The organism is Microbispora sp. NPDC046933 (assembly GCF_040644635.1).
GTDB lineage: Bacteria > Actinomycetota > Actinomycetes > Streptosporangiales > Streptosporangiaceae > Microbispora.
In genome coordinates this window covers 534,455-558,702 of record NZ_JBEYWW010000001.1, presented here as the reverse complement: position 1 = coordinate 558,702, position 24,248 = coordinate 534,455, and the positions used below count along the sequence as shown (strand labels likewise).

Sequence of the window (24,248 nt, the reverse complement as noted above, 5' to 3'; positions counted from 1 at the left end):
TCGAGCGTCAGATGATCGAGAAGAGGCAATCGTCAACGGCCCTGCTGAGGGCCGCTGTGGCATAGGACCGTCTCCACGCTTTCAGGGGATTGACATCCTCGGGTTCCCCCGTACCACGTGGCGTCGATGCTCCCGCTCCCGGGCTCCGGATCACGGGTCGTGAGCAGTTTGTGCCGGAACCTGGAGGAAGGGTCCTTCGTATTGCGTGGACTGCCGGACACCCCCGACAGTGTCTCGCTGACGATCTCGGGTTCCGGCCGCACCTGCACGGTGACGTCGAGATCGATGAGGGCGTAGCCGCTGAGGGCCCGCTCAAGTGACACGACCGTGCAGCCGAGACGGAAGCGGTCGGTTCCGTGCGGGGGACAGCCCTCGATTCCTCCCCGAAGCGGTCCCTCGTCGCCTCTGCGGCTGTCGAGGGCCTCTACTAGGTCGGCGCCCGTCGCCAGCCGAGAAAGCACTTCCAGCCCGTCGAGGACATTGGACTTGCCACTGCTGTTGCGCCCGATAAGCACGGTCATGCCGCCCAACTGCATGATGGAAGAACTGCGGAATGACTTGAACTCAGTCAGGCGGAGTTGCGCCAGGCGCGGTCTCACGTGTCCCACCGTAGCGAGAAACCGTAGCGAGAAACCGTAGCGAGAACGGGGCGCAAGAGGGATCGTCTAGCGGAGCGGGCCACGATCAAGCTCAGGAGAAGACCTCGATCTCGCACCGGGCGCCGCCGCTCTTCGCGAGCCGCGCGTCGCTGGTGACCAGCGGGCACGCGAGCGATTCCGCGAGGGCGAGGTAGAGCGCGTCATAGGCGCTGTAGTTGTTCCTGAGTTGCCAGGTCCGGCCGAGATGAACGTTCAGGGGTGCCCGGGTCAGCGGCATGACCTCCAGGAGACCGAGGCTCTTCTCCGCAGGCCGGACATCGAGTTTGCCGGACATGGTGAGTCCTCGGAGCACCGAGAGCACCTCGGCGTCGATGTGCGCCGGCGCGGCCAGAGTCTCGCCTCTCAGTCTCTTGCGAAGAGCACCGGCAGATGATCCCTTCTCGACGAGGACCTTGACCAGGGCGCTCGCGTCTATGACGATCAACGGCTGCTCCGGCCCTTGTCGAGTTCGCCGAGGATGTCGTCGGTGTCGATTCCCTCCGCGGCATTGGCCTCCGCCTTGTCCAGAATCTCGTCCAGAGTCGGCTGTCGTGCGTCGGCGATCAGTTTGGCGAGCAGGTACTCCTGCAGCGATTGGTGAGCGCGCATCGAGCGGGCCTTGTAGGTGAGGTACACCTCGTCCGGGATGTTCCGGATCTGGATCGTCGCCATAGCGCTAGTTTAGCGCTGATGCGCCGCATCGGCGCGAGTTCCGTTCGGCTCAGGGAAGGACGGCTGCCGGGCCGTGCACGCCGTGGCGCAGGCGGGCGGCGTCCCGGCTGGGGGGTGCGCCGAACTGGCGGCGGTATTCCCGGCTGAACTGTGACGGGTTGTCGTAGCCGACGCGGTGGCCGACTCCGGTGACGTCGCCCGGGTGGGTGGCGAGCAGCAGCCGGGCCTCCTGCAGCCGGATCTGCTTCTGGAACTGGATGGGGCTCATCGCGGTCACCGCGTGGAAGTTGCGGTAGAAGGCGGAGACGCTCATGCCGGACAGCCGTGCCAGGTCCTCGACCCGGAAGGGTTGCGCGTAGTGCTCGCGGATCCAGCGCACGGCCCGGGAGATGTGGCTGAGGCCGCTGTCGGCGAGGCCGAGCTGGCGTACCGTGGCGCCCTGCTCGCCGGTGATCAGGCGCCACAGGATCTCGCGCTTGACCAGCGGGGCCAGCACGGCCCGGTCGCGGGGCTCGTCGAGCAGGCGCAGCAGCCGGACCACCGCGTCGAGCAGCGGAGCGGGAGCGTCGCTGACGGCGATCCCCGGCGCCGCGCCTCCACCGGCAGGGGGAGTGTCTCCGGGCCCGGCCCGCAGCAGCAACTCGGCGACGGCGGACGGCTCCAGGATGAGACCGAAGCCCAGCGCCGGCCGCTCGGGGTCCGCCTGGGTGAACTGCCCGGTGACCGGCAGGTCGACCGACGCGACCAGGTACTGCCCGGCGCCGTACTCGAAGATCCGGTCGCCCAGCGCGAGGCGCTTGGCGCCCTGGGCGATGACGGCCAGCACGGTGCCGGACATCGAGGGCGCCGGCGGATCCGACCGGTCGACCTTCGAGACGAGGACGCCGTCGATGGCGGTGGTCGCGTCGGGCCGGGCATGCCGGGCCAGCAGGGTGCGGAGCTCTTCGAGGCACATGCGGCCATTGGAGCACGATTCCGTGCCGGGGCTCCCGTACGGGAGAGGATCGTGCAAGGACGGAAGAGCATCGTTCTAACGTTTCCGCAGGTCAGGCCGGTTCAATGGAATCACCTCAGTCCACCACCGAAGGAGAGGGCGTCCATGACCGCCAACTACGGCTTCGCCGCCACCCTGACCGCCAAGCCCGGAATGGGCGACCGGCTGGTCGACCTGCTGCTGACCGGTCTGGACGAGGGCAGCCCCGGCGCGAGCGAGCACTGCGTCGTCTATCTGGTCTCCCGTTCCGCGTCCGACCCCGACGTCGTCCACGTCATCGAGGGCTGGACCAGCGAGGAGGACCACCACCGGATCTTCGCCGGCGAGGCCGCCCAGGCCATCGTGGCGCGGATCGGCGGGCTGCTGGCCAAGGAGTCCGAGTACGCCGACCACGTCCCGGTGCGCGGCAAGGCCGCCTTCTGACTCCGCGATCACTCACCCGCCCTCTTCCCGCCCCGCCGTCGGCACCACCCCGAGAAAGGCAGTGACCATGACCCCGGCACGACCCGCCCTGGACCCCGAGCTGCGTGAGCTGCTGGCCGACATGCCCCTCATGTCCCGGCTCACCCCGGAAGTGCTCGCGCAGCTGCGCAGGCTCCCGCCGGCACCCGTCGACTCCCTCCTCGCACACCGGCAGGTCGACTGGCGCGAGGTCACCGCGCCCGCCACGGACGGCGCCCCGATCCCCCTGTCGATCTTCAGCCCCGCGGATCGCGCCACCGCCGCGCCCTGCGTCTACTGGATGCACGGGGGCGGAATGGTCATGGGCGACCGCTTCTCGCAGATCGACATCCCGCTGGAGTGGCTCGACCGGTTCGGCGCGGTCGTGGTCTCCGTGGAGTATCGGCTCGCACCGGAGGCCACCGGCACCGCCCTGGTCGACGACTGTTACCAGGGCCTGCTCTGGATCGCCGAGCACTCCGCCGAGCTGGGCATCGACCCCGCCCGGATCGTCGTCGCGGGCGCCAGCGCCGGCGGCGGCCTCGCCGCCGGCGTCACCCTGCTGGCCCGCGACCGTGGCACCCCGCCGATCGCCGCGCAGATGCTGATCTGCCCCATGCTCGACCACCGCAACACCAGCACGTCGAGCCGCCAGTTCTCCGGCGGGCCCGGCGTCTGGACCCGGGAGATGAACGAGTTCGGATGGCGTTCCGTCCTCGGCGACCTCACCGGCGACGAGGTGTCCCCGTACGTCTCGCCCGCGCTGGCGGACGATCTGTCGGGCCTGCCGACCACCTACGTCGACACCGGCTCCGCCGAGGTCTTCCGCGACGAGGACGCCGACTACGCCACCCGCATCTGGGCGGCCGGCGGCCAGGCCGAACTGCACGTCTGGGCGGGCGGCTTCCACGGATTCGACGCCCTGTATCCGCAGGCGCACATCTCGGCCACGGCCCGCCGGACGCGGACCGACTGGCTCGCCCGGGTCCTGTCCCCGGACTCCGCCGCATAGCGCCGCCGAGTTCACTCACCGACACGTACGACCACACCACAGGAGAAGAACAATGAAGGTCGCCATCGTCACGGGCGCCAGCTCCGGCATCGGCCGGAGCGCCGCCATCGAGATCGCCAAACGTGGAACCGGAGTCATCCTGACCTACGGCAACAACCCGCGAGGAGGACTGGAGACGGTCGCCGCCATCGAGAAGGAAGGCGGCAGGGCCGTCGCACTGCCGCTGGACGTCGGCGAGACCGGCGCCTTCGCGGCCTTCCGCGACACGGTGGCGGACGTGCTGCGCGACACGTGGCAGCGCGACACCTTCGACTATCTGGTGAACAACGCCGGTGCCTCCGAGGCGTCGTTGATCGAGGACACGACCGAGGAGACGTTCGACAGGCTGACGCGGGTCCTGCTCAAGGGACCGTACTTCCTCACGCAGAGGCTGCTGCCCCTGATGGCGGACGGCGGCGCCATCGTCAACACGAGCAGCAGCTCGGTGGCCGCGGCCGGCCTGGAGCCCGGCTACTCGGCCTACGCGTCGATGAAGGGCGGCCTGGTCGTGCTGACCCGGTACATGGCCAAGGAGTTCAGCACGCGAGGCATCCGTGTCAACGCCGTCTCACCGGGCCCGACCCGCACCCGGCTCGGCGACGATGCCTTCACCCGGTTTCCCGAGGTCGTCCCGGCCCTCGCCGCGAGGACCGCGCTCGGCCGGGTCGGCGAACCCGACGACATCGGCGCCGTGATCGCCACACTGGTGTCCGACGAGAGCCGTTGGGTCACCGCTCAGAACATCGAGGTGTCGGGCGGCTTCAACCTCTAGAACGTCCAGAGCTAGTCGTCGCCGGTCAGGGAGAGGGAGCGCAGGCGCTGGCCGGTCCAGACGACGGCGCCCACCGTGACGATGACCATGGCCGGTACGGCGAAGCCGAGCGTCACCTCGGTGGAGAAGAAGGGCGAGGTGGAGACCTGGTCGGCGAGCGACTGGGCCCACTGCTGGATGGAGAACTTCCGCGCGCCGGGCACGTAGCCGCCGATCACGCCCTCCCACACGAGGGCGTAGATGACGCCGACCGCGACCGCGTGGCGGGTGAGCACGCCCAGCAGCAGGAACACCGCGGCGTACGCGACGCCGCCGAACAGCGCCCCGAGGGTGAAGCCGGTCGCGACGCCCGACTCCGAGCCGGCCAGGAGGTAGGCGGCGGCGTAGGTCGAGACGGCCGCGAGCACCGCGACGAGGGAGGCCGCGACCACGAACTTCGTCACCGCGATGACCGGGCGGGAGATCGGCTTGGACAGCAGGTGGATGATCGTGCCGTCCTCGATCTCCGGGGCGATGACGCCCGTCCCGGCGATCAGCCCGAGCAGCGGCAGCATCGTGCCGATCGCGAAGCTCTTCATCAGCGTCACGGCCGTCTGCTCGTCGTGGCCGTTGATCAGCCTCAGCAGTGCGGCGATCACGACCAGCGCCACCGGCAGCAGCACCAGCAGCCAGATCCGCTTGCGGCCGAGCATGGCCCGGTAGGTGATGTCCGCCACCACCGTGTTCATCGCGCGCTCCGGGAGATCAGGTAGGAGAAGACGCTTTCCAGGTCCTCGTCGGTGGGGGAGACCTGCCACAGGTGTACGGCGAGGTCGCGCGCCATCCGGGGCAGCAGCGCGGTGAAGCGCGCGTAGTCGGTCACCTGGACCTCCACGCCCTGCTCGGTCAGCGAGACCGAGCTGGAGGAGGGGTCGGCGATGAGGGCGGTGGCCAGGCGCCGGTCGTCGCTCGACCTGACCCGGAACAGGTGCGGCCGGTCGGCCATGCGCCGCCGGATCTCGCGGTAGTCGCCCGACGCGGCGTGCCGTCCCGCGACCAGGACCTCGATCTGGTGGGCGACCCGCTCGACCTCTTCGAGGATGTGCGAGCTGAACAGGATGGTCCGGCCCTCGTCGCCCATGCGGCGGACGAGGTCCATGAGGTGGAGCCGCTGCCGGGGGTCCATGCCGTTGAACGGCTCGTCCAGGAGCAGCACCTGGGGGTCGTGGACGAGGGCGGCGGCGACCTTGACGCGCTGCCGCATGCCCTTCGAGTACGTCTCGATGCGGCGGCCTGAGGCGTCGGTCATCTCCACCAGGTCGAGGGCCCGCCGGGCCGCGTCGTCGGGCGAGGGCAGGCCGTGCAGCCGGGCGGACGACAGCACGAACTGCCATCCGGTGAGGAAGCCGTACACGGCCTCCTTCTCGGGGACCAGGCCGATCTGCCGGTAGATCTCGTGGTTGTGCCAGATGGGCAGGCCGTCGAGGGTCGCCGTGCCGCTGGACGGCGCGAGGAACCCGGCCATCATGTGCAGCAGCGTCGACTTGCCGGCGCCGTTCGGCCCGAGCAGTCCGGTGACGCCGGGTCCGATCGTCATCGTGACGTCGTTGACCGCCACGACGTTGCCGTACCAGCGGGAAACCTGGGCGAGTTCGAGCACGCCCTGGCGGGTGGTCACGGGGGAGCTTGTGGTGGTCACGACGCCGCCTTCCGGTAGCGCAGGAGAACGCCGGTCACGGCCAGGGCGATCACGGCCAGCAGGATCAGGCACGACGCGATGCCCGGCGGGTAACCGTCTCCGGTGGACGGCGCGGTGCCGAACAGCGCCGACTGGACGCTGTCAACGAGAAAGAACGGGTTGAGGAGCAGCGCCCACGGCGCGGCGGAGTCGTGGCCGGACATCCTCAGCACGGCGTAGAACAGGCCGGAGACGGCGGCGGTGAACATGTAGAACGCGATCACCGACGCGACGCCCAGCCCCCGGCGCGGGGTGAACGACGCCAGGGCGATGCCCACGGTGGACAGCAGCACCGCGTAGAGGACCGCGCCGCCCAGCGCGCCGAGGTAGTCGGCGGTGTGCGGCGGCCCCGGCAGGTCCACCAGCAGTTCGCCGACGAACTGGATCGTGAGCGGCACGGCCAGCAGGCCGAACAGCGCGACCGCGAGCGCGGTCAGCTTCGCCAGGACGTAGTCGGTCACGGTCAGCGGGCGGGACAGGTACAGCGGCAGCACGCGGAAGCGCAGGTCCGGCGCGACCAGGTACGGCGACTGGGCGGCCAGGAAGATCGCGATCACCGCCTGCATGAAGACGGCGTATCCCGGATAGGGCATGACGCGCTGCTTGGCCAGGGCCATGACACCGATCGACACGACCGTCGGCATCAGCATGATCGCGACCAGCAGCAGCGGCATGATCTTGGCGCGGATCGTGCGGCCGAGGCCGAACACGCCGCGCAGGCTCTGCACACCGAGGGCGAGCGTCGCCCGGCCGCGCCCCAGCCGTACGCCGTCGTAGTGGCGGTATCCGATGTCGTGGATGACCGCGGTCGGCTCTGGGGTCATGCCACCGGCTCCTTGGCTGTGGACTCCTTGAATATGTCCTCGATGCGGCCCCGGCGCTGCTCCAGCCGCAGGAGGCTGAGGCCGAGGTCGCAGACGGCGTCGCGTACGGCGTCGTAGGTGCGGCCCGGGTCGTCCGCGGACACCTGGACCGTCAGCAGCCTGCCCTGCGCCGCGACCGTCTCGCCGCCGGCGGTGAGGCGCTCGGCCAGCCGCTGCTGCCCCTCCTCGACCTCCACCGCGATGGTCTGCTCGGCCCGGGTGAACTCCCGGATCGCGGAGGAGCGCAGCAGCCGCCCGCCGTCGATGACGATGACGTGGTCGCACACCCGCTCCAGCTCGCCGAGCAGGTGGGAGGTGACCAGCACGCTGATGCCGAACTCGGTGCCGACGCGCCGGATCAGCGCGAGCATCTCGTCGCGGCCCTGCGGGTCGAGCCCGTTGGTGGGCTCGTCGAGGAAGACCAGCTTCGGGTCGTGGACGAGGGCCTGGGCGAGCTTGACCCGCTGCCGCATGCCGGTGGAGTAGCCGCCCATCGGGCGGTAGCGTTCCTCGTCCAGCCCGACGTGGCGCAGCGTGTCGGCGGCGCGCTCGCGGGCGGCCGTACGCGGCAGGCCGGACATCTGGGCCATGTGCACCACGAACTCGGTCGCGGACATGTCCGGGGGCAGGCAGTCGTGCTCGGGCATGTAGCCGACGGCCCGCCGGATCTCCGGGCCCTGGCCGGCCGTGTCGAGGCCGAGGACCGAGGCGCGCCCGGAGGTCGGGGGGAGCAGACCGAGAAGGATCTTGATAAGCGTCGACTTGCCCGCGCCGTTGGCGCCCACCAGGCCGGTCACGCCGGTTCCGGCCGCGACCGTGAGGTCGTCGAGCGCCGTGACGCGGGGGAAGCGCTTGGTCAGCCCCTCGGTCGCGAAGCATGGGGTCGCGCTCGCTGTCATGATCCGACCCTACTGGGCGAGGTGTTCGCCGGGCCTCCGTCTGATGGAGGAACCCGCCTACGCCTCAGGTATGCCCCTCACGCCCGTTGCCGACCACCGCCGTACCGGGACCACAGGGAGCGCTGGAGGAACAGCGTCAGCGTGCCGGCGACGACCATCCCGGCGATGTTGACGAGAAGCTGCAGCGCCGAGCCGCCGACCTCGTCCCAGCGCCACAGCGCCAGGGCCACGGCCATGTAGCCGGCCGCGGGGACGGTGGTGACGGAGATGAAGACGCCCACCAGCGCGGAGGACTTGCCCGCCGTGATCGACAGCACGCCGGCGGCGCCGGCGAGCAGCGCCACGATGAACGACCACCGGTCGGGGGTCACGATGAAGCGCACCTCGTCGTGGTGCCGCAGGCTGTCGGGGGAGATCCAGCCGAGGCCGCGCGAGACGAGGGCGCAGGCCAGGGTGACGGCGATCGCGGACGCGAAGCCCACGGCGAGCGTGCGGGCCGCGGCGCCGACGAGCGGCCACCGGCGGCGGAGCAGGCCGAACGAGACGGCCGCCACCGCGCCGAACTCCGGCCCGAGGACCATCGCGCCGACGATCAGGATCTGCGAGGGGATGAGCACGCCGATCGCGGCGATCTGCGTGGCGATCGCGAGGAACGCCAGGAACGCCCACGTGATGCGGCTGTCGAGCGCCACACGCTGCTCGAAGTGGTCCCACACCACCGCGTCGTCGCCCTCGCCGGGCGCCCGCTCCTCGGCCTCGGCCGCGCCCCGGGAGATCGACAGCTCGATCTCCTCGGCCGTGATCGAGCCGTCCCGCTCCAGGCCGAGCGCCTTGAGCTGGTCGATGACCGTGTTGGCGGCCTCCCTGGCGACGTCGGCGAGCACGACGTCGCCCTCCGGCCGCCTGGCCGCCTTGGCCAGGAGCACGACGTTCGTGACCCCCGGCGTTCGGTCGAGCACCTCGATGACCTGGTCGGTCCGCTGGAACGGGGCGATGACCCGCAGATGCAGCACGGCTGCATCCTAGGAGTGTCTGACAGATGCTGCCCCGCGCGCGGCAGGGCTTGATTCGCCGGACACGACTCAGGTTCTGCGCAGCCGTACCCGTCTGACGGAGTGGTCGGGGCCCTTGTGAAGGATCAGGCCGGCCCGGCGGCGGGTGGGGGCGATGTTCTCCACCAGGTTGCGCTCGTTGATCTCCCGCCAGACGTTCTCCGCGAACGCGGTCGCCTCCTCGTGCGACAGCGCCGCGATGTGCCGGAAGTAGGACTTCGGGTCGGAGAAGGCCGTACGGCGCAGCTTGTGGAAGCGCTCCACGTACCAGGTGCGGATGTCCTCCATCCGGGCGTCCACGTAGATGGAGAAGTCGAAGTAGTCGTAGACGGCCAGGGCGTCCGGCGGCGCGGGCTGCAGGACGTTGAGCCCCTCGACGATGAGGATGTCCGGCCGGTCCACCGTCTGCGCCGCGCCGGGCACGATGTCGTACTCCAGGTGGCTGTAGACCGGGGCCTCCACCGAGGGCCGGCCCGCCTTTACGTCGGCCACGAAGCTCACCAGCGCCCGGCGGTCGTAGCTTTCCGGGAAGCCCTTGCGGTGCATGATCCCGCGCTCTTCCAGCACCTTGTTGGGGTACAGGAAGCTGTCGGTGGTGACCAGGTCGACCCGGGGGTGCTCGGGCCAGCGGGCGAGCAGCGTGTGCAGCAGCCGCGCCGTCGTCGACTTGCCGACCGCGACGCTGCCCGCGATGCCCAGCACGTACGGCGGGGGCGCGTCCTGCTCGCCGAGGAACGCGCCGACGGCCGCGCCGCGCTGCCGCGAACCGGTGAAGTGCAGGTTCAGCAGCCGGGTGAGCGGCAGGTAGATGTCGGTGACCTCGGACAGGTCGATCGGATCGTGGACGCCGCGCAGCTCCTCCAGCTCCGCCTCGGTGAGCGTGAGCGGTGTGTTCTTGCGCAGGTCACGCCACTGCTCCCGGCTCAGCTCGACGTACGCGTCCCCATCTGCCACGACGGCAAGCGTAGCCATGGCTTTTCGGTGCCCCCATCCGGGGTCGTGCACAGCCTGTGGACAAAAATCGATGGATTACTTCGGTCCGTGACGGGGAAGAACGTGTGCTTCATGTCACTGGTCGCGCCGTACGCTGGCGGTGTGATCGTGGGCATCGGGGTGGACGTGGTCGAGGTGGCGCGCCTGGGCGCGGCCCTCGAACGCACGCCCGCGCTGCGCAGGCGCCTGTTCACCGATGCCGAGGGCGCGCTGCCACTGGAGTCGCTGGCCGCGCGGTTCGCCGCCAAGGAGGCCGTGGCCAAGGCCCTCGGGGCTCCGCCGGGCCTGCGGCACCTCGACGCGGAGGTGGTGCGCGACGGGCGCGGCCGTCCCGAGCTGAGGATCACGGGCCGGGCGGCCGAGGTGGCCCGCGACCTCGGCGTACGCCGATGGCACGTCTCCCTGTCGCACGACGGCGGCATGGCGGTCGCCTACGTCGTCGCGGAGTCCTGAGCGGGAGTCCTGAGCGGGAGTCCTGAGCGGGAGTCCTCAACGGGGGTCCCGGGGAGTCACCCGTCCCGCCGCGCGTGGTGGTCCACCAGGCGGGCCAGCAGCCCGGCGAGCTGGTCGCGTTCGGCCCGGCTGAGCGGCTCCAGCACCTCGTCTTCGAGCTCGGTGAGCAGCTCGTCGAGCCGGGCGAAGCGAGCCCGCCCCCGCTCGGTCATGGTGATGACGTTGCGGCGCCGGTCGGCGGGGTCGGGCGCGCGCTCCACCAGGCCCCGGTCGGTCAGCTCGTTGATGACGGCGACCAGGTCGCTGCGGTAGATGCCGGTGCGGCGGCTCAGCTCCGCCTGGCTGGCCGGGCCCGACTCCGCCAGCGTCGCGAGCACCGCGTAGTGCGGCGTCGCCTTCTTCGAGACGATCGTCCGCACGATGTCGTGGCGCGAGCTGGGCGAGGCGCCGCGCGCCCGCGCGGAGGCCATCCGGGGTCCCGAGGGCGAGCCGCTCGTGCTCGACCGGAACTTCGTGGTGGAGACCGCCTTCACCGGAGGGGTGCTGACGCCGCTCGGAGAGGAGGACATGCGGCCCTACCTGGAGCCGTACCCCACCCGAGAGAGCCGCCGCCCGCTGCTGGAGTGGGCGCGGTCGATGCCGCTCGACGGCGAGCCCGCCGACGTCGCGGAACGCGTCGGCGCGTACGGAGGGTGGCTGGCGGGCAGCCACGACGTTCCCAAGCTGCTGCTCACCTTCGACTCCTCGCCGACCCTGCTCATCGGGCCGGAGATGGCCGCCTGGTGTGCGGAGAACATCGCGGGGCTGGAGGTCGAGCACTGCGGCCCGGCCGGCCACCACGCGCCGGAGGACCGGCCCGAGGCCATCGCCGCGGCGATCACCGCATGGGCCGGGCGGCATGGCCTGTAGGCCCCGGCGGCATGGCCTGACAGCGTGAAAGACCGCCGATTGTGCCGCGGCGGCATTTCCCCGCCGATGCCCGGCGTCCGGTGATCGCCATCGCCGACCCGGCAGGCTACCGTCGGACGCATGCGGACCGCCTACACCTCCGACCAGATCCGCTCCGCCGAGCTGGCGCTGATGGCGAGGCTCCCCGAGGGGACGCTGATGGACAGGGCCGCCGCCGGGCTCGCCGCGGTCTGCGCGCATCTGCTCGCCGGCTCCTGCGGCCGGGTGTACGGCTCGCGCGTGGCGCTGCTCATCGGCAGCGGCGACAACGGCGGCGACGCCCTGTACGCCGGAGCCCGGCTGGCCCGCAGGGGAGCGCGGGTGGAGGCGGTCCTCGCCGGTTCGCGCACCCACGAGGGCGGCCTGGCCGCGCTGCGGCAGGCGGGCGGCCGGGCGCATCCGTACGACGCCGCGCGGGCACGTGAACTGCTGACCGACGCCGACCTCGTCATGGACGGCCTCGTCGGCATCGGGGGCAGCGGGGCGCTGCGGGAGCCGTACGGCGCGCTCGCGGCGCTGACCGCCGAGGCGGGCGGCCTGGTCGTCGCGGTCGACGTGCCGAGCGGGGTGGACGCGAGCAGCGGACGGGTCGAGGGGCCGGCGGTCCACGCGCACCTGACGGTGACGTTCGGCGCGTACAAGGCCGGTCTGCTGGTCGATCCCGGCGCCGCCCGCGCGGGCGCGATCGAGCTGGTGGACATCGGCCTGGGGCCCTTCCTGCCGGACCCCGAGGTGGCCGCGCTGACCGGCGACGACGTGGCCGACCTGCTGCCCCGGCCGGGCGCGGAGAGTGACAAGTACCGGCGGGGCGTCGTCGGGATCGCCGCGGGCAGCGACAGGTACACCGGGGCCGCCGTGCTCTCGGTCGGCGGCGCGGTGCGCGCCGGGGCGGGCATGGTCAGATTCGCGAGTTCGGCCGAGCCGGTGCGGCTGGTCAGGGCCCGCTGGCCGGAGGCCGTCACGACCGTGCTCGACCCGTCGCTGGTGCTGAAGAGCTCGCTGGACGAGGTCGGGCGGGTGCAGGCGTGGGTGCTCGGCCCCGGGCTCGGGACCGGGCCGGAGGCGCACGCGGTGGCCCGCGCCGTGCTGTCCACCGGGGTGCCCGTGCTGGTGGACGCCGACGGGCTGACGCTGGTCGCCAAGGACCGCACGCTGCTGCGCCGGGCCGCCCCCACCGTGCTCACGCCGCACGCGGGGGAGCTGTCGCGGCTGCTCGGCGTGCCGCGCGAGCGCATCGAGGCCGGGCGGCTCGAACACGTGCGCAGGGCCGCCGCCGAGCTGGGGGCGACGGTGCTGCTCAAGGGCTCGACCACGCTCGTCGCGGAGGAGGACAGGCCGGTCAGGGTCAACACCACGGGGACTCCCTGGCTGGCCACGGGCGGCACCGGCGACGTCCTGTCGGGCATCGCGGGCGCCCTGCTCGCCGCCGGGCTGACGGGCTACGACGCCGCCTCGTGCGCGGCGTACGTCCACGGGCTGGCGGCGCGGATCGCCGCCGGGGGCGACGCCGCGGGACGCGGACGGGCGCCGATCGCCGCCCTCGACGTCGCCCAGGCGCTGCCCGAGGCCCTGCGCACGCTCTGACGTGCGGCGTCAAGGTGGGCGCATCCACCCGGGTCAACCTGACACACTGGGAAAATGAGCTTCTCAACGGTGCCCGTCGCCACCCCGGCCGAGGCACGCGTGGACCTGTCCGCCATCAGGCACAACATACGGCTGCTCGCCGAGTCGGCCGCCGGCGCCGAGATGATGGCCGTCGTCAAGGCAGACGCGTACGGCCACGGCGCGGCGCCGGTCGCGCGGGCATGCCTGGAGGCGGGCGCGACCCGGATCGGCACGGCCTTCGTCCGCGAGGCGCTGGCGCTGCGCGAGGCCGGTGTCACCGCGCCGGTCATGTCGTGGCTCATCACACCCGGAGAACCGCTGGACGCCGCGCTGCTCGCGGACGTCGAGCTGTCGGCCGGCGCCACGTGGGTGGTCGACGCCATCGTGGAGGCCGCCCGGCGCACCGGGCGCACCGCCCGCGTGCACCTGAAGGCCGACACCGGCAACTCCCGTGGCGGCGCGACGCCGGCGGACTGGCCGTCGCTCGTCGAGCACGCGCTCGCCGCGCGGGCGAGCGGGGCCGTCGAGATCGCCGGGCTGTGGTCGCACTTCGCCTGCGCCGACATCCCGGGCCACCCCTCCATCGAGAGCCAGCTCGCGACGTTCGAGGAGGCGCTCGCCGTCGCGGACAAGGCGGGCGTGCCGAGCGACGCGATCCGTCACTTCGCCAACTCGGCCGCGACCGTCACGCTGCCGCGGGCCAGGTATGACATGGTCCGTACGGGCATCGCGGTCTACGGCCTGAGCCCGATCCCCGAGCTGGGCGACTTCGGGCTGCGCCCCGCCATGACGCTGACGGCCAGGCTCGCGCAGGTGAAGCGGGCCGCCCCGGGCTCGGGCGTGTCGTACGGCCACCTGTACGTCACGGAGCGTGAGACCACGCTTGGTCTCGTTCCTCTCGGGTATGCGGACGGCATCCTGCGAAACGGGACCAACCGGGCGGAGGTGCTGGCAGCGGGCCGGCGGCGGCGGATCGCCGGGCGGGTGTGCATGGACCAGTTCGTCATCGACCTCGGTGACGATCCGGCGGAATCGGGGGACGAGGTGATCCTTTTCGGCCCGGGGGACAATGGCGAGCCCACCTGTCAGGAATGGGCGGATTCCCTCGGCACGATTACCCATGAGATCGTGACCAGGATCGGATCCCGCGTGCCTCGCGTCCATACGGACGGACGCTGAGCCGCGGCTGCGAGGAGGGCAGGCATGAGCACACGTCGCAAGGTCGGGATCGCCGGAGCGGTCTTCGGTGCGGCGTCGGCGGGAGTGGCGGCGGCCACGCTCGCCAAGAGGTACGCCGTCGGCCGCATCCGCCTGCGGCCGGACCTGGAGGCGAGTGAGCCCTTCGGCGAGCTGCACGGACGTTCGGTGACGCTCACGACCTCGGACGGCGTGAAGATCCATGCCGAGATCGACGGCGTGGAGGACGCACCGCTCACGGTCGTGCTCTGCCACGGCTACTGCCTGTCCTCGGACTCCTGGCACTACCAGCGGCGCGACCTGCGCGACTCCTACCGGCTGGTGCTGTGGGACCAGCGCTGCCACGGCCAGTCCGCCCGCGCGCTGGCCAGCGACTGCACGATCGAGCGCCTCGGCGAGGACCTCGCGCTCGTGCTCGACGAGCTCGTCCCCGGGCCGTGCGTGGTGGTGGGCCACTCCATGGGCGGCATGACGATCATGGCGCTGGCGGAGCGGCGGCCCGAGCTGTTCGGCGACAAGATCCGTGGTGTGTCGCTGATCGCGACCTCGGCGGGGAAGCTCGCCGAGCTCACCCTCGGTCTGCCCGCCCTGGTCTCCAAGCTCGTCAACCTCGCGGTGCCGCCCGCCGTCTCGGTCATGCGCAGGAGCGGCGCGCTGGTCGACCGGGGCCGCCAGGCCGGCACCGACCTGTCGTTCCTGGCGCTGCGTCACCTCGGGTTCGGCGATTCCAGGAACGTCAGCCCGACCGTCGTGGACTTCGTCGAATCGATGATCAGGGCGACTCCCTCCGAGGTGATCGCCGACTTCTACCCGGCGCTGATGTCGCACGACAAGCTCACCGCGCTCGACGTGCTCAACAAGATGCCCACCGCGATCATCGTCGGGGAGCGCGACTGGCTGACGCCGCTCGACCACAGCCGGGCCATCGCGGCGGCCGCGCCGACCGCTCAGCTCACCACCGTGCCGGACACGTCGCATCTCGTGCAGCTCGAACGGCCCGACGTCGTGAACGAGGCGCTGCGCGAGCTGCTGAAGCGAGCCGAGAGGGGCACCACGTGACCACGGCCGAGTTCGGGGCCACGACCGCCGAGGAGACGCGGGCGCTGGGCGCCCGGCTCGCCGCGCTGCTCGGCCCCGGAGACCTGGTCGTGCTGAGCGGGCCGCTGGGGGCGGGGAAGACCACGCTTGTGCAGGGCATCGCGGAGGGCCTGAAGGTGCGGGGGCCGATCACGTCCCCGACGTTCGTGATCGCCCGGGTCCATCCGTCCCTGTCCGGCGGGCCCGCGCTCGTGCACGCGGACGCCTACCGGCTGGGCGGCACGCTGGAGGTGGACGACCTCGACCTCGACGCCTCGCTGGAGGAGTCGGTCACCGTGGTCGAGTGGGGCGAGGGCCTGGTCGAGGGGCTGTCCGAGGACCGCCTGGAGATCCACGTCGAGCGGGGCGCCGAGTGCGAGGAGCGCCGCGTACGGGTGACGGGTGTGGGTTCCCGCTGGTCGGGGCTCTCCCTCGCCTGACCACCCTCCACCCCCAGCACCCTCCGCCGGCCCACGCGATCCAGACCGGTCCGCCGCACAGTCCTTGACGCCTGTCCGCGTTCCTGTGGATCATCGGGACGAAGGAAGATCCTCGGCAATGAGTCGGTAAGGATTTTCTGGGTAAGGGACCGGCGTGGAAGAGGTGTGCCGTTGAGCAGGATCACGCAGGTCGCCGTCGGAGGAGCCTTACTGTTCGGCGCGCTGGGCTGCACCGCGTCGGCCGAGACGGTCTCCACCGAGCCCACGATGACGCTGACACCGGCCCTGCCGACGCCGCTCGTCTCGGTCTCGCGGCAGGACGTGCGGGTGGAGGTCGATCCGAAGCGGATCGTCGGCGGATCGACCAAGAGCATCCACATCACCGCCAGGTGCCCGCTGCCGCAGGGCGGCACCGAATACCGGGCGACCGCCCGCTCAGACGCCTTCACCGGGCTCGTGACGCTGGTGGCCCCGGCGCCGCCGTCGGCCACCCCGACGTCCGCGACCGTGCCGATGGTGCGCGGCGGCGCGACCATCAGGGCCGGCGCCAAGGCGGGCGGCTACCGCGTGCAGGTGCGCTGCGAGGCCACCAACGACATCGGCAGCGCGTCGTTCAGGATCGTCGCGCCGGAGCCGGCCCACAACGAGGACCACACCGGGGACCACACGAGGATTCCCACCCGGGCGCCGCACGCGGGCGGCGGCGGCACGGCGGCCGGGGGCCCCGAAGACGAGTCCGGCCTGCCGACGGGGGTCACCGTCGTCGTGCTGCTGGCCGCGCTCGGCGTCGGCATCGGCGTGGCCCGCAGGCGCTCCGGAGCCTGACCTTGGCGCTGTCCACCCGGGGGGTGATCATCGCCGGGGTGGTCACCGGGCTCGCGTTCGCCGCGGTCGCCGGCGGCAAGGGGATGACGGACCAGCCCGCTCCCAGGTCCTCCGTCGTCCCCAAGCGGATCGACATCCCGGCCCTGCACCTCAAGGCCCCTCTGATGAAGCTCGGCCTGTCCGACGAGGGCGACGTCGAACTGCCGCCGTTCGACAAGCCGTCCACCGCGGGCTGGTACACGGGAAGCGCCGTGCCCGGCGACCCGGGCGCCTCCGTGATCATCGGCCACGTGGACACCAAGACCGCTCCCGCCGTCTTCTACCGGCTGCGCGACCTGCGCGAGGGAGCGGTCGTGAAGGTGGTGCGCAGCGACGGCAAGACCGCCTCCTACCGGGTCGACTCGGTGGAGCGCGTGCCGAAGGACGAATTCCCGGCCGAGCGCGTCTACACCGAGGACGGCCTGCGCCTGATCACCTGCGGCGGAAACTTCGACTGGTCGCGCCACGAGTACCGCGACAACATCATCGTCTACGCCTCCCTGATCCGCGCCGCCTGACGCCGTTCGGTGGCCGCGCGGGTCCCGGCCTCGTTCGGGCGAGGGTCAACGGCCGGAACCGGCCCGGGCGTGGTCGTCCGCCTCCGCACAGCGACTACGCTTGACCTCCGTGCTTGTCTTGGCCTTCGACACCGCCACTCCCGCCGTCACCGCCGCGCTGCACGACGGTGAGCGCGTGGTGGCGGAGTCGACGACGATCGACGCGCGGCGGCACGGGGAGCTCCTCGCCCCCGCCGTCGAGCATGTCCTGCGCGAGTCCGGTGTGACGCTCAAGGACGTGACCGCCATCGTCGCGGGGACCGGCCCCGGGCCGTACACCGGCCTGCGGGTCGGCCTGATGACCGCGACGGCGCTGGCCATGACCGCCGGTGTGCCGGCGTTCGGGGTGTGCACGCTCGACGCCCTCGCGTACTCCGCTCGAGAGAGCGGGCCGTTCCTCGTCGCGACCGACGCGCGCCGCAGGGAGGTCTTCTGGGCGCGGTACGGCGACCCCCGCACGCGGCTCGACGGGCCGCGCGTGGACCGGCCGCACGACCTGCCCGGCGAGCTGCCCGTGATCGGCGCGGGCGGCGCCATGTACGCCGACGTCATCGGCGCCGACCGGGTGCGCGGTCCCGAGCACCCTTCGGCCGGAGCGCTCGCGGCCCTGGCGGCGGAGCGCCTCGCGACGCTGAGCGAGGAGGAGGCGGCGGAGATCGCCCGCGTGCCCGAGGGACGTGTGGATTCGGTCGAGAAGGCGCGGGAGCTGGCCGTGCTCGGCCCGCCACGGCCCATCTACCTGCGGCGTCCCGACGCGCAGGTGCCCGGGGCGCCGAAGCGGGTGACGGCGTGATCCGCCGCGGGGTCACGTCGTGAGGCAGGCCGAGGTCGTCCTGCGCCAGATGACCCACGAGGACCTGCCCGCCGTGATGCACATCGAGCGGACCACGTTCCCCACGGACGCCTGGAGCGAGGCCATGATGCGCGGAGAGCTGGCCGACCAGCCGCGCACCCGGCACTATGTCGTCGCCGAGGTGGGCGACCGCGTCGTCGGGTACGCCGGCCTGGCGGCGGCGGGCGACCAGGCCGACGTCCAGACGATCGCGGTCCTCGCCGACCACCGGCGCGCGGGCATCGGGACCGCGCTGATGGACGAACTGCTCACCGAGGCCGTACGGCGCGGCGCGGCCTCGGTGTTCCTGGAGGTACGCGCCGACAACCCGCCCGCGCAGGCGATGTACGAGCGGTTCGGCTTCCGGCGGCTGGGCCTGCGACGGCGCTACTACGACGACGGGACCGACGCCATCACCATGGTGAAGGACCTCGTGGCACGACACGAGAGCAACTGAGCGCCCCGCTGAGCGGAGCGGGGAACATGAGATGTGGGGGCGGGCATGAGCAGGCATGACGAGCCGATCGTGCTGGGGATCGAGACGTCCTGTGACGAGACGGGTGTGGGCATCGTCCGCGGTCACACGCTGCTGGCCAACACGATCGCGTCCAGCATGGACGAGCACGCCCGGTTCGGCGGCGTGGTGCCGGAGGTGGCCTCGCGGGCCCATCTGGAGGCGATGACGCCGACGGTCGAGAGCGCGCTGGCCGCCGCCGGGCTGCGCTTCTCCGACATCGACGCGGTCGCCGTCACCGCGGGCCCCGGTCTCGCGGGTGCGCTGCTCGTCGGCGTGGCCGCCGCCAAGGCGTACGCGCTGGGGCTCGGCGTCCCGCTCTACGGGGTCAACCACCTCGCCGCGCACGTCGCCGTGGACCAGCTGGAGCACGGCCCGCTGCCCAAGCCCTCGGTCGCGCTGCTGGTGTCGGGCGGGCACTCCTCGCTGCTTCTGGTGCCCGACGTGGCGCGGGACGTGATCTCGCTCGGGTCCACCGTGGACGACGCGGCCGGGGAGGCGTTCGACAAGGTGGCGCGGGTGCTCGGCCTGCCGTTCCCCGGCGGGCCGCACATCGACCGGGCCGCCCGTGAGGGGTCGGGCACGGCGGTGGCGTTCCCGCGCGGCAAGTACGACGACGGAACCCTCGACTTCTCCTTCTCCGGCCTGAAGACGGCCGTGGCGCGGTGGGTGGAGGCCCGCCAGGCGGCGGGCGAGGCGGTGCCCGTGGCCGACGTCGCCGCGTCGTTCCAGGAGGCGGTCGTGGATGTGCTCACCCGCAAGGCCCTGCAGGCGTGCGCCCGCTACGACGTGAAGGACCTGCTGATCGGGGGAGGCGTGGCCGCCAACTCCCGGCTGCGGGCCCTGGCCCAGGAGCGCTGCGACGCGGCCGGGGTGCGCCTGCGGGTGCCGCGGCCCGGCCTGTGCACCGACAACGGCGCGATGGTGGCGGCGCTCGGCGCGGACCTGGTGGGGGCGGGTGTGAAGCCCTCCACTCTGGAGATCCCGGCCGACTCGTCGCTCCCGATCACCGTCGTCAACGTCTGATCGCCGCCCCGCTCGCCTCCGGTGTCCATCGCGACGCGCGGCGGCGGGCGCGGCTCTCAGTCGGTGTGGCCGCGGGCGGGGCGCAGGAGGACCTCGGCGAGCGCCAGCATGGTCTCCTCCAGCGCGGCGAGCCGCCGGGCCACGTCGCCGCGGGCCGGTTCCATGGCGCGGGTGACCGCGTCCGAGACGGTCTCGGCGATCTGCTCGCGGTCCGGCCTGCTGCGCACCGCCTCGGCGAGGGGAACGACGGCCCCGGCCGCCAGGGTGAGGTCGGCGTTCATGCCCGCGATGGTGGTGCTCATCTCGTCCACGCCGGCGGCGACGTCCCCCACCCCGGCGCCCAGCGCGGTCACCCTGGCGTCCATGCCCTCGACGGCGTGACCGAGGCCGGCCACGGTGCCGCGCAGTTCCCCGATGCCGAGATCGGCGGGCAGGCTCCCGACACGCTCGCCGACCGCCTCGACCCCGCTCTCCACCGCCTCGATCCGGCTCCCGACCGAGTCAAGCCGTTCGATGACGACGGCCTCCAGCCGCTCGGTGCGCTCGGTGAGCGCGGCGAGGGCCTTGTCGAGCCGGGTGAAACGCCCGGCGGCGGCCTCCATCCCGCCCTGGAACTTGCCGAGCCGGTGCGCGAAGTCCGCCATCCGGTCGGCGAGGCCCTGGGTCCGGCCGCCGACCTCGTCCACGTGGTCGCGCAGCAGCTCCACGTGCTGGGCCAGCCCCTCCGCCCAATCGGGCGGCTTGGCCGCCATGTCGTCGAGCCGCTGGGTGATCATCTCGAGCGCGGCGCCGAGGCCGCCCAGCTCGCGCTCGCGCACCTCGCGCAGGAGCCACTCCATGCCCTCCAGCCGCTGGCGGATCTCGTCGAGCACGGCGCCCTGCGTCCGCTGCTCGTAGACGTGGTCCTGCGCCGCCCGGGCGAGCAGTTCGCGCATCCGGTCGGAGATGGCGGTCTGGCTGCCCGCCTGGAGGAGGTTGTGGCTGGAATGCTCCACCGAGAATGCTCCTTCACTCGCCGAAACATCGGTTCGGCCCGGTCTCGCGCAGATGAACGAACAGGCGGCACGCCCGACGGCCAACTTTAGGCCCTGGCCCGCGGCCATCAGGCGTGGAATGAGAAAGGCGGTAATTGCCGGTGAATTGTTGCGGTTTCACCCGTCCGCGCTGGTCATGGGCTGGCAGAGCAGGGCGAACGGCCGTTCTTCGATGCGGGTGAGCACGACCACGGCCGAATTGTCGCCGGAAAGCCGCAGATCCTTGCGCAGCCGTTCGACGTCGACGGCGGATCCGCGCTTCTTGACGGTGACCGCGCCGACGCGCCGTTCGCGCAGCGCCGCTCTCAGCCGTTTGAGCGAGAACGGCATGACGTCGGTCACCTCGTAGCAGGGCGCCCATCCCGTCCGTACGAGTCGGTCGCTCGTGATGTAGGCGATCCGCGGATCGAGGAGCCGGCCCGACACCAGGGCGGCGACCTCGGCCACCAGGTGGGCCCGCACCGCGGCGCCGTCCGGCTCGTAGAGATAGCGGCTCACCGGCCCGGTCTCCGCCTCCGCGCCGGACGCCGTGAGCGTGGCCCCGGACGGCAGCAGCGTGGCGCGGCGGCCGCCCGCCCCCACCCCGGTCCAGATGGCCGCCTCCTTCACCTCGCCGCGGTACGACACCCACTCGGCCTCGGCGCCCTCCGGGATGAACTCGTACGGGATGCCGGGGGCCACCTTCAGGCAGGCCGCCGGGGCGCGGGCCACCAGGTCGAGCACGACCGGCCACGTGGGGGAGTACGCCATCGGGTCGAAGGTCCGTCCCCTCGCCCCCCTTCGGGCGGGGTCGGCGAACAGCAGGTCGTATCCGCCGGGGTCGGCCAGCGCGGCGTCACCCGTGCGGACGTCGACCAGGGAGGACAGGCCGAGCGCCGCGGCGTTGGCGCGGGCGATCTCCACGGTCAGCGGGTCGAGGTCCACGGCGTCCACCGGGCAGCCGGCCCTCGCCAGCGCGAGGAGATCCCCGCCGATCCCGCAGCAGACGTCGAGCACGGCAGGGCCGCCCTCGAACTCCCCGGCAGCCTGGATTCCGCCGGCCCGGATTCTGCTGGCGCGGTGTGCGGCGACCTCGGGGCGGGTGGCCTGCTCCAGCCCGTGCGGGGTGAAGTACATGACCGCGGCGTCGGGGCCGAACTTGGCCGCGGCCCGCCGCCGCAGCGACGCCTGGGTGAGCGCCGCCGCCGCCAGGTCCGCCGGGTGGCTCCGGCGGAGCGCGCTCGCGGCGGCCACCGGATCGGCGCCGTCGGCGAGTATCTTCACGGCCTCGTCCAGGGCCCCGCGCCCGGCGGGCGCGAGCAGCATGCGGAAGGCGTCCAGGTCCACGCCCGCGACGCTACCGCCTGCCCGGCACGTACGTCGGCCGGAGGCGTCGCCCTGTGGACGACGGCGGGCGCCGAGGCCGGGACCGGCCGGAGCGGACGGGAACGGAAAGGCCGGGCGGCCGCGCCCGCGGTCAGCGGGAGCCGACGTCGCCGAGCGAGGTGAGCAGCTTGCAGAGCAGCCCGGACAGCTGCTCCCGGTCCTCGTCGGTGAGGTCGGCCAGCAGCCGTTCCTCGTTGGCCACGTGGCCCTCCAGCAGCGCGTCGACCACCGCCCGGCCCTCCTCGGTGAGGGTGATCAGGACCATTCGGCGGTTGGAGGGCGAGACCTCCCGGTGCACCAGTCCCCTGGCGACGAGGCGGTCCACCCGGTTGGTGAGCGCCGCGGAACTGACCATCGCGGCCGTGGCGAGATCGCTCATGCAGAGCCGATGATCGGGGTTGGAGCGGAAGAGGGTCGCGAGCACGTCGAACTCCCACGGTTCCAGGTCGTGCCCGGCGAAATACTCCTTGATGCCCTTCTCCAGCAGCCGGGACGCGCGGGAGATCCGCCCGGCCACCCCCATCGCCGAGCAGTCCACGTCCGGGCGCACCCGGGCCCACTGGCCGAGGATCCGGTCGACGGCGTCGTGGCCGCGAGTGTCGTGGCCGCGAGTGTCGTGGTTGGGGGCGCCGTTGCCGGCGGTGTCGTTCGCGAGGGTGTCGTTCATAGCGCGCGCGGCCTGGGTCCTCCCCGCCGCTCCTCCTCCACCGGTCATCGTAACCGACACTTCGACGTTGAAATGTAGGCGAGGCCTGCGCTATCTTCTGCGTCGAACAGTAAAACATCGAAGTGTTCGAGGTGAAAGAGATGAAGGTCCTGGTGCTCGGCGCGACGGGGTACATCGGCGCGGTGCTGGCGGAGCACCTCGCAGAACGCGGCCACGAGGTGGTCGCGCTCGTCCGGCCGAAGGCCCGCGACGCCGCCGTGCCCGGTGAGGTGCGACACGGCGACCTCCACGAACCCGAGACGCTCGGGAAGGCGGTGACGCCGGACATCGACGTCGTCGTGCACGCCGCCAGCCCCGTCGGGGACGAGGAGGTGGACGTCGCGGCGATCGAGGCGCTGGCCGGCGGCGGCGCGCGGCTCGTCTACACCAGCGGCGTCTGGGTTCTCGGCGCCACGACCGAGGCGGCGGGCGAGGACGCGCCGGTGAACCCCATCACGGCCTCCCGCTACCGGCCGCGCGTGGAAAGGCTCGTGCTGGACGCGGGCGGCGTCGTCGTCAGGCCCGGCGTCGTGTACGGCCGGGGCGCCGGCATCCCCACGGTGCTCACCGCCCCCGGGCAGGAGGACGGCCGCTACGTCCACGCGGGCGGTCCGGTGCCGACCTGGGCGACCGTGCACGTCGACGACCTGGCGGACCTGCTCGTGCTCGCGATCGAGAAGGCGGCCCCGGGAAGCCTCTTCCACGCCGTCGCCGAGGAGGCGGTGAGCGTCGCCGATGTGGCCGCGGCCGCCGGCCGTACGGGGAAGGCCGTGCCGTGGCGGATCGACGAGGCGAGCGAGGTGCTCGGCCGCCCGTTCGCCGAGGGCCTGGCCCTGAGCCAGGTGGTGAGCGGCGACCTCGCGAGGAAGGTCCTCGGCTGGCGGCCGAGCCGCCCCGGCATCGTCGACGACGTCCGCTCCGGCTCGTACGCCTCCCGCGCCTGACCGTCCGGCGGACGCGGGCGCCGGACCGCCGGGAGGGGCGGCGGTGACGGCGGCGCGGCGGACGGCTGAACGGGCGATCGCGGGCGCGTTGCCGTGAGGTACGTCTGACCTGCGATGCCGGTTCGTGTTGACTGTCACGCGCCACTTGCATACTGTTTCGTGTTGGCACTCTCCCACTGAGAGTGCCAACAGCGACGAGACAGGTCTGACACCCGCGACGGCAGGCCGCTGGTCGCCTCTTCAGCTCATTCATCGCAATCTGAAGGGGAGGTCCGATCGTGACGACCGCCACCAAGGTTCCCGTTAAGCCGCTTGGCGACCGCATCGTGGTCCAGCCGCTTGAGGCCGAGCAGACCACCGCCTCCGGCCTGGTCATCCCGGACACCGCCAAGGAGAAGCCGCAGGAGGGCCGCGTCCTCGCTGTGGGTCCGGGCAACTGGGACGAGGACGGCGAGAAGCGCATCCCGCTCGACGTCAAGGAGGGCGACGTCGTCCTCTACAGCAAGTACGGCGGCACCGAGGTCAAGTACGGCGGCGAGGAGTACCTGGTGCTCTCGGCCCGCGACGTGCTCGCCATCATCGAGAAGTAAGCCG

General features: G+C 72.2%; 30 protein-coding genes. 16 read left to right on the top strand and 14 right to left on the bottom strand.

The window, feature by feature from the left end:
* Positions 1 to 32: 32 nt before the first annotated feature.
* From ABZ857_RS02415 to ABZ857_RS02400, 4 genes are all read right to left on the bottom strand, one after another.
* The gene (locus tag ABZ857_RS02415; RefSeq protein WP_357036185.1) at positions 33 to 599 is read right to left on the bottom strand and encodes an AAA family ATPase; all 567 of its coding nucleotides are present in this window, start codon (positions 597 to 599) and stop codon (positions 33 to 35) included.
* 91 nt (positions 600 to 690) lie between these two features.
* Complete coding sequence (locus ABZ857_RS02410; RefSeq protein WP_357036182.1) at positions 691 to 1,083, bottom strand: type II toxin-antitoxin system VapC family toxin; 393 nt, start codon at positions 1,081 to 1,083, stop codon at positions 691 to 693.
* Entirely contained in the window at positions 1,080 to 1,310 is a 231-nt protein-coding gene (locus tag ABZ857_RS02405; RefSeq protein WP_357036179.1) for an antitoxin, read from the bottom strand. The genes ABZ857_RS02410 and ABZ857_RS02405 overlap by 4 nt, the downstream gene beginning before the upstream one ends.
* 49 nt (positions 1,311 to 1,359) lie before the next feature.
* Positions 1,360 to 2,265, bottom strand: coding sequence for an AraC family transcriptional regulator (locus tag ABZ857_RS02400; RefSeq protein ID WP_357036176.1), 906 nt, complete (start codon positions 2,263 to 2,265; stop codon positions 1,360 to 1,362).
* A gap of 144 nt (positions 2,266 to 2,409) precedes the next feature.
* Between ABZ857_RS02400 and ABZ857_RS02395 the strand changes: the two genes are divergently transcribed.
* From ABZ857_RS02395 to ABZ857_RS02385, 3 genes are all read left to right on the top strand, one after another.
* On the top strand, positions 2,410 to 2,727 hold the full coding sequence (locus tag ABZ857_RS02395) for an antibiotic biosynthesis monooxygenase (RefSeq protein WP_357036173.1): 318 nt from the start codon (positions 2,410 to 2,412) through the stop codon (positions 2,725 to 2,727).
* Between the two features lie 67 nt (positions 2,728 to 2,794).
* Positions 2,795 to 3,757: an alpha/beta hydrolase gene (locus ABZ857_RS02390; RefSeq protein WP_357036170.1), complete on the top strand. Its 963-nt coding sequence runs from the start codon at positions 2,795 to 2,797 to the stop codon at positions 3,755 to 3,757.
* A 52-nt stretch (positions 3,758 to 3,809) separates the two neighbouring features.
* Positions 3,810 to 4,568, top strand: coding sequence for an SDR family oxidoreductase (locus tag ABZ857_RS02385; protein ID WP_357036167.1), 759 nt, complete (start codon positions 3,810 to 3,812; stop codon positions 4,566 to 4,568).
* An 11-nt stretch (positions 4,569 to 4,579) separates the two neighbouring features.
* Here ABZ857_RS02385 and ABZ857_RS02380 read toward each other — a convergent pair whose 3' ends face one another.
* The 6 genes from ABZ857_RS02380 to coaA form a co-directional block, all read right to left on the bottom strand.
* Positions 4,580 to 5,296 carry an ABC transporter permease subunit gene (locus tag ABZ857_RS02380; protein WP_357036164.1) on the bottom strand — a complete coding sequence of 239 codons (717 nt, stop codon included), beginning with the start codon at positions 5,294 to 5,296 and terminating at the stop codon, positions 4,580 to 4,582.
* On the bottom strand, positions 5,293 to 6,246 hold the full coding sequence (locus ABZ857_RS02375; protein ID WP_357036161.1) for an ABC transporter ATP-binding protein: 954 nt from the start codon (positions 6,244 to 6,246) through the stop codon (positions 5,293 to 5,295). Before ABZ857_RS02375 ends, ABZ857_RS02380 begins: the two co-directional genes overlap by 4 nt.
* Positions 6,243 to 7,109, bottom strand: a complete 867-nt coding sequence (locus ABZ857_RS02370; RefSeq protein ID WP_357036158.1) for an ABC transporter permease — start codon at positions 7,107 to 7,109, stop codon at positions 6,243 to 6,245. The genes ABZ857_RS02375 and ABZ857_RS02370 overlap by 4 nt, the downstream gene beginning before the upstream one ends.
* The gene (locus ABZ857_RS02365; protein WP_357036155.1) at positions 7,106 to 8,047 is read right to left on the bottom strand and encodes an ABC transporter ATP-binding protein; all 942 of its coding nucleotides are present in this window, start codon (positions 8,045 to 8,047) and stop codon (positions 7,106 to 7,108) included. The genes ABZ857_RS02370 and ABZ857_RS02365 overlap by 4 nt, the downstream gene beginning before the upstream one ends.
* A gap of 77 nt (positions 8,048 to 8,124) precedes the next feature.
* Positions 8,125 to 9,060: a DUF389 domain-containing protein gene (locus ABZ857_RS02360; protein ID WP_357036152.1), complete on the bottom strand. Its 936-nt coding sequence runs from the start codon at positions 9,058 to 9,060 to the stop codon at positions 8,125 to 8,127.
* Between the two features lie 69 nt (positions 9,061 to 9,129).
* On the bottom strand, positions 9,130 to 10,071 hold the full coding sequence (coaA, locus tag ABZ857_RS02355; RefSeq protein WP_357036149.1) for a type I pantothenate kinase: 942 nt from the start codon (positions 10,069 to 10,071) through the stop codon (positions 9,130 to 9,132).
* Between the two features lie 69 nt (positions 10,072 to 10,140).
* On the opposite strand from coaA, the gene ABZ857_RS02350 reads away from it, so the two are divergent.
* Positions 10,141 to 10,545 (top strand): holo-ACP synthase, encoded by a 405-nt coding sequence (locus ABZ857_RS02350; RefSeq protein WP_357036146.1) that lies wholly within the window; start codon positions 10,141 to 10,143, stop codon positions 10,543 to 10,545.
* A gap of 56 nt (positions 10,546 to 10,601) precedes the next feature.
* On the opposite strand, the gene ABZ857_RS02345 is transcribed toward ABZ857_RS02350, so the two are convergent.
* Positions 10,602 to 10,964: a MarR family transcriptional regulator gene (locus ABZ857_RS02345; RefSeq protein ID WP_357036143.1), complete on the bottom strand. Its 363-nt coding sequence runs from the start codon at positions 10,962 to 10,964 to the stop codon at positions 10,602 to 10,604.
* A gap of 1 nt (position 10,965) precedes the next feature.
* Between ABZ857_RS02345 and ABZ857_RS02340 the strand changes: the two genes are divergently transcribed.
* The 10 genes from ABZ857_RS02340 (at position 10,966) to tsaD (ending at position 19,605) form a co-directional block, all read left to right on the top strand.
* Entirely contained in the window at positions 10,966 to 11,454 is a 489-nt protein-coding gene (locus ABZ857_RS02340) for a hypothetical protein (protein ID WP_357036140.1), read from the top strand.
* A 120-nt stretch (positions 11,455 to 11,574) separates the two neighbouring features.
* A complete protein-coding gene (locus ABZ857_RS02335) occupies positions 11,575 to 13,077 on the top strand; it encodes an NAD(P)H-hydrate dehydratase (RefSeq protein ID WP_357036137.1) in 1,503 nt (500 codons plus the stop codon).
* A gap of 54 nt (positions 13,078 to 13,131) precedes the next feature.
* The gene (gene alr / locus ABZ857_RS02330) at positions 13,132 to 14,277 is read left to right on the top strand and encodes an alanine racemase (protein ID WP_357036134.1); all 1,146 of its coding nucleotides are present in this window, start codon (positions 13,132 to 13,134) and stop codon (positions 14,275 to 14,277) included.
* 24 nt (positions 14,278 to 14,301) lie between these two features.
* The gene (locus ABZ857_RS02325; protein WP_357036131.1) at positions 14,302 to 15,354 is read left to right on the top strand and encodes an alpha/beta hydrolase; all 1,053 of its coding nucleotides are present in this window, start codon (positions 14,302 to 14,304) and stop codon (positions 15,352 to 15,354) included.
* Positions 15,351 to 15,812: a tRNA (adenosine(37)-N6)-threonylcarbamoyltransferase complex ATPase subunit type 1 TsaE gene (gene tsaE / locus ABZ857_RS02320; RefSeq protein WP_357036128.1), complete on the top strand. Its 462-nt coding sequence runs from the start codon at positions 15,351 to 15,353 to the stop codon at positions 15,810 to 15,812. Before ABZ857_RS02325 ends, tsaE begins: the two co-directional genes overlap by 4 nt.
* A 171-nt stretch (positions 15,813 to 15,983) precedes the next feature.
* Positions 15,984 to 16,637: a hypothetical protein gene (locus ABZ857_RS02315; protein ID WP_357036125.1), complete on the top strand. Its 654-nt coding sequence runs from the start codon at positions 15,984 to 15,986 to the stop codon at positions 16,635 to 16,637.
* A 2-nt stretch (positions 16,638 to 16,639) separates the two neighbouring features.
* Complete coding sequence (locus ABZ857_RS02310) at positions 16,640 to 17,194, top strand: class F sortase (RefSeq protein WP_357036122.1); 555 nt, start codon at positions 16,640 to 16,642, stop codon at positions 17,192 to 17,194.
* A 109-nt stretch (positions 17,195 to 17,303) separates the two neighbouring features.
* Positions 17,304 to 18,026 carry a tRNA (adenosine(37)-N6)-threonylcarbamoyltransferase complex dimerization subunit type 1 TsaB gene (gene tsaB / locus ABZ857_RS02305; RefSeq protein ID WP_357036119.1) on the top strand — a complete coding sequence of 241 codons (723 nt, stop codon included), beginning with the start codon at positions 17,304 to 17,306 and terminating at the stop codon, positions 18,024 to 18,026.
* A 19-nt stretch (positions 18,027 to 18,045) separates the two neighbouring features.
* Positions 18,046 to 18,522 (top strand): ribosomal protein S18-alanine N-acetyltransferase, encoded by a 477-nt coding sequence (gene rimI, locus ABZ857_RS02300; RefSeq protein ID WP_357036116.1) that lies wholly within the window; start codon positions 18,046 to 18,048, stop codon positions 18,520 to 18,522.
* 45 nt (positions 18,523 to 18,567) lie between these two features.
* Positions 18,568 to 19,605, top strand: a complete 1,038-nt coding sequence (gene tsaD, locus ABZ857_RS02295) for a tRNA (adenosine(37)-N6)-threonylcarbamoyltransferase complex transferase subunit TsaD (RefSeq protein ID WP_357036113.1) — start codon at positions 18,568 to 18,570, stop codon at positions 19,603 to 19,605.
* Positions 19,606 to 19,661: 56 nt separating this feature from the next.
* On the opposite strand, the gene ABZ857_RS02290 is transcribed toward tsaD, so the two are convergent.
* The 3 genes from ABZ857_RS02290 to ABZ857_RS02280 all read right to left on the bottom strand — a co-directional run bounded on the left by ABZ857_RS02290 (position 19,662) and on the right by ABZ857_RS02280 (position 22,671).
* Positions 19,662 to 20,600: a hypothetical protein gene (locus tag ABZ857_RS02290; protein ID WP_357036110.1), complete on the bottom strand. Its 939-nt coding sequence runs from the start codon at positions 20,598 to 20,600 to the stop codon at positions 19,662 to 19,664.
* Positions 20,601 to 20,756: 156 nt separating this feature from the next.
* Positions 20,757 to 21,965, bottom strand: coding sequence for a methyltransferase domain-containing protein (locus tag ABZ857_RS02285; RefSeq protein WP_357036107.1), 1,209 nt, complete (start codon positions 21,963 to 21,965; stop codon positions 20,757 to 20,759).
* Between the two features lie 130 nt (positions 21,966 to 22,095).
* On the bottom strand, positions 22,096 to 22,671 hold the full coding sequence (locus ABZ857_RS02280) for a MarR family transcriptional regulator (protein ID WP_357036104.1): 576 nt from the start codon (positions 22,669 to 22,671) through the stop codon (positions 22,096 to 22,098).
* A gap of 122 nt (positions 22,672 to 22,793) precedes the next feature.
* Between ABZ857_RS02280 and ABZ857_RS02275 the strand changes: the two genes are divergently transcribed.
* Together ABZ857_RS02275 and groES are read left to right on the top strand one after the other, a co-directional pair.
* Entirely contained in the window at positions 22,794 to 23,654 is an 861-nt protein-coding gene (locus tag ABZ857_RS02275; RefSeq protein ID WP_357036101.1) for an NAD-dependent epimerase/dehydratase family protein, read from the top strand.
* A 275-nt stretch (positions 23,655 to 23,929) separates the two neighbouring features.
* Positions 23,930 to 24,244, top strand: coding sequence for a co-chaperone GroES (gene groES, locus ABZ857_RS02270; RefSeq protein ID WP_111699864.1), 315 nt, complete (start codon positions 23,930 to 23,932; stop codon positions 24,242 to 24,244).
* Positions 24,245 to 24,248: the final 4 nt, after the last annotated feature.

What these genes read in the sequence shown, in the direction of transcription:
- ABZ857_RS02405 (WP_357036179.1), bottom strand. Translation starts at nt 1,310, where the DNA reads ATGGCGACGATCCAGATCCGGAACATCCCGGACGAGGTGTACCTCACC.
- ABZ857_RS02400 (WP_357036176.1), bottom strand. Translation starts at nt 2,265, where the DNA reads ATGTGCCTCGAAGAGCTCCGCACCCTGCTGGCCCGGCATGCCCGGCCC.
- ABZ857_RS02395 (WP_357036173.1), top strand. Translation starts at nt 2,410, where the DNA reads ATGACCGCCAACTACGGCTTCGCCGCCACCCTGACCGCCAAGCCCGGA.
- ABZ857_RS02390 (WP_357036170.1), top strand. Translation starts at nt 2,795, where the DNA reads ATGACCCCGGCACGACCCGCCCTGGACCCCGAGCTGCGTGAGCTGCTG.
- ABZ857_RS02385 (WP_357036167.1), top strand. Translation starts at nt 3,810, where the DNA reads ATGAAGGTCGCCATCGTCACGGGCGCCAGCTCCGGCATCGGCCGGAGC.
- ABZ857_RS02380 (WP_357036164.1), bottom strand. Translation starts at nt 5,296, where the DNA reads ATGAACACGGTGGTGGCGGACATCACCTACCGGGCCATGCTCGGCCGC.
- ABZ857_RS02370 (WP_357036158.1), bottom strand. Translation starts at nt 7,109, where the DNA reads ATGACCCCAGAGCCGACCGCGGTCATCCACGACATCGGATACCGCCAC.
- ABZ857_RS02365 (WP_357036155.1), bottom strand. Translation starts at nt 8,047, where the DNA reads ATGACAGCGAGCGCGACCCCATGCTTCGCGACCGAGGGGCTGACCAAG.
- coaA (WP_357036149.1), bottom strand. Translation starts at nt 10,071, where the DNA reads ATGGCTACGCTTGCCGTCGTGGCAGATGGGGACGCGTACGTCGAGCTG.
- ABZ857_RS02340 (WP_357036140.1), top strand. Translation starts at nt 10,966, where the DNA reads ATGTCGTGGCGCGAGCTGGGCGAGGCGCCGCGCGCCCGCGCGGAGGCC.
- ABZ857_RS02335 (WP_357036137.1), top strand. Translation starts at nt 11,575, where the DNA reads ATGCGGACCGCCTACACCTCCGACCAGATCCGCTCCGCCGAGCTGGCG.
- alr (WP_357036134.1), top strand. Translation starts at nt 13,132, where the DNA reads ATGAGCTTCTCAACGGTGCCCGTCGCCACCCCGGCCGAGGCACGCGTG.
- ABZ857_RS02325 (WP_357036131.1), top strand. Translation starts at nt 14,302, where the DNA reads ATGAGCACACGTCGCAAGGTCGGGATCGCCGGAGCGGTCTTCGGTGCG.
- tsaD (WP_357036113.1), top strand. Translation starts at nt 18,568, where the DNA reads ATGAGCAGGCATGACGAGCCGATCGTGCTGGGGATCGAGACGTCCTGT.
- ABZ857_RS02280 (WP_357036104.1), bottom strand. Translation starts at nt 22,671, where the DNA reads ATGAACGACACCCTCGCGAACGACACCGCCGGCAACGGCGCCCCCAAC.